This is a genomic window from Burkholderia sp. BDU5 (genome assembly GCF_001522845.1).
Lineage (GTDB): Bacteria > Pseudomonadota > Gammaproteobacteria > Burkholderiales > Burkholderiaceae > Burkholderia > Burkholderia mayonis.
The window spans coordinates 1-2611 of record NZ_LOWC01000123.1; the positions used below are offsets into that span (position 1 = coordinate 1).

General features: G+C 60.7%; 1 protein-coding gene and 1 pseudogene. Both read right to left on the minus strand.

Features of this window, described 5'->3' with window-relative positions:
• Positions 1-664 (minus strand): annotated as a pseudogene (locus WS69_RS34920) (hypothetical protein); the annotation flags it as partial.
• A gap of 210 nt (positions 665-874) precedes the next feature.
• Entirely contained in the window at positions 875-2089 is a 1215-nt protein-coding gene (locus WS69_RS19460; protein WP_059472325.1) for a M24 family metallopeptidase, read from the minus strand.
• Positions 2090-2611: the final 522 nt, after the last annotated feature.

Here is a 2611-nt window from a genome sequence, read left to right on the forward strand (position 1 = left end):
TAACTTTCGAATCATCTTGGCCCGCTTGTGCAAAAAACAAGATGTAAACACATTTCATCGAATGTAAACAGACCCTAGCGGACGAACGGAGCACCCGGAATAGTCGATTTTCTATCGCCGCTCCCGTCGATCGGGAGGAAATCTCCCTGCGCAACGCCGAACGACACGTCGGCGGTCGCATGAAACTCGCCTTCGCGATCCAATAGCACGCCAACATGCCAGTGAATCTGGGAAGCATTCTCATCGCGTCGACTTCAGTTGCATGGCCCCCCGCAGCGGCCGACAGTCGACGGTCATCCCAAAGCTCGGACTGTGCGCACAGTAGCGACGCGGCCATGAACGTCTGGCCAATTGACCGCGAGCGTCTGAAGCCGAGCCTGCGCGACAACAGCCTCGTCAGCGGGAGCACCTCGATCCCGGCGATCAGGTATGTCGACGAAATCCACGACGCGTCCGCAATGCAGCGCACGCAGCGCCGCCCAAATCGGGCGATCGCAGCCTTGACGTTCCGGATGTCCACGATAGCCTTCAGCGCCGCCACGATACCGCCGCTCACACTGCGCCATGCCATGCTCGTCGTTACTTGGAAAGGGCTCGTCGCTTGCCGCGCAAGCCATGTTGTCGTGTCAAGGCGAAATCGGTGCTCGGCGCCGAGCAGCTTCACACATCTCGCCATGACGGCATCCGCGGCGACACCGACCGACGGACCGCTCCACCCAATGTGTGAACAGCATGACAAGCGTGCCGCCGACGTGCTCGCCGCGACTGCGCTTGCGCCGATCAGCGGGGCATCTGTCGTACCGGCCTCGCGAAGACGCGGCCTCGTCGCTGTCGATATTGCCGGACGCCGCTGCCGCCGCAGCGTCATCCTCGCTCAACCAAGCCCGAACGGATCGTCGATGCTTGTTGCCGGCTGCGTGAACCAACGCGGACCGTCGGCCGTGATGTACACATGATCCTCGTGACGGATGCCGAATTCGTTCGGAACGCAAAGCATCGGCTCGATGCTGAAGCACATGCCTTCATCGAGTATCGTCCGATCGCCGCCGACGAGATAAGGCCATTCGTGGATATCGAGACCGATTCCGTGACCGGTTCGATGCGGCAGGCCGGGCAATGCATAGCCCGGCCCATAGCCGACCGACTTCAGATAGTCACGGACCGCACGATCACCCTCTTCAGCTGCCATGCCTGCCTTCACGCGCTCGAACGCGGTCTGCTGCGCTCGCTTCTCGTGCGCCCAAACCTCACGCTGACGTGTGCTCGCGTCGCCAAACACGTATGTGCGCGTAATGTCGGAGTGGTAGTCGTGCAGTTGGCAGCCCGTATCGATCAACACCATGTCGTTGCGCTCAAGCCGCTTCGGATGCTTGACGCCGTGCGGATAAGCCGTGTCCGGACCGAACAGCACGATGCAGAACGTCGACCCGCGCAGTGCGCCCACTGCGCGATGCGCGTTGTCGATGAAATCGAGCACTTCGTCAGCACTGACGCCCTCTCTCAAGATCGCGGCCGCCGCCTGGTGGACGCGCAGCGTCATGTCGTTCGCACGCTGCATCAATGCGAGTTCGGTCGCCGATTTGCGAATCCGGCATGCGCGCGTGACATCCACCGCGCTGCGAATCCGCAGTTTCGACGCCCGTTCGCGAATGCCTTCATACATGAAGTACGGCGCGGATTCGTCGAATCCGAGAGTGCCGTCACCGATCCCCTGGCGCTCGACGACGTCCGCGAGCAGCCGGTAAGGATCCTCGTTCTCGTTCCAGCAATGGAGGTCTCCAGGAATCTGCATCATGCCGGTGAACGTGCCGCGTTCGAACGCCGGCACGATGTATTGCAGCGGACCCGACGCAGGAATCAGCGCCCCCGTCAGACGTTCGCTGCGACGCCACGCGACGCCCGTGAAGTAAAGCAGGTTCGTGCCCGATTCGACGTAGATCGCATCGAGGCCGTGCAGTTTCATCAGTGCCTGTGCGCGTTCGACTCGCGCCGCATATTCCGCGGGCTGGATTGTCGCAACGTCGTCCGTCATGTTCTCGAGTTTCGCCAGTTCCGTCGCTGCATTCGATCCGCCGATGCCAATAGCCATATTTCGTTTCCCGATCGTTTCAAGAATTTCAAGATAAGCGGCGCGTAGTGCATTCGGTCCGCGTGATCGCGTGCTGCGCTACGGTCGCATCCCGCACCCTGCGCCCTGCGCCTCGGAATGAGGATCTTGCACTCGATGAGAGCATGAATGCATTCACTGCTCGGCACTCACCGTGCAGACTATGACGCGACCCGTCCCGGCTCGTAATCGGTAACTCCCCGACGTTCTTGCAACCTTAGGCGATCCGATGCAGAGGCGAGCACTGCGAATTGTCGGCAAAGCGTTGTTTCCAGATGCGCGGCGTGAGTTCGTGCACGCGCGAAGTCGGATGCTGGCCTATCCACCGGCGCGCCATACAGAAACACACGCACCTGCTGTTCCGGGAAGAATATCAGCCCCTGTTACGGCGCGTTCAATTTGAGGTCGAAGATGGGGTATTCATCTCTGTTAGCGCCGGTGTAAAAGCGCCGTTAAACGACGGCACAAGGTTGAGCGAAACAGTCAACGACAAAGGGGCCACGC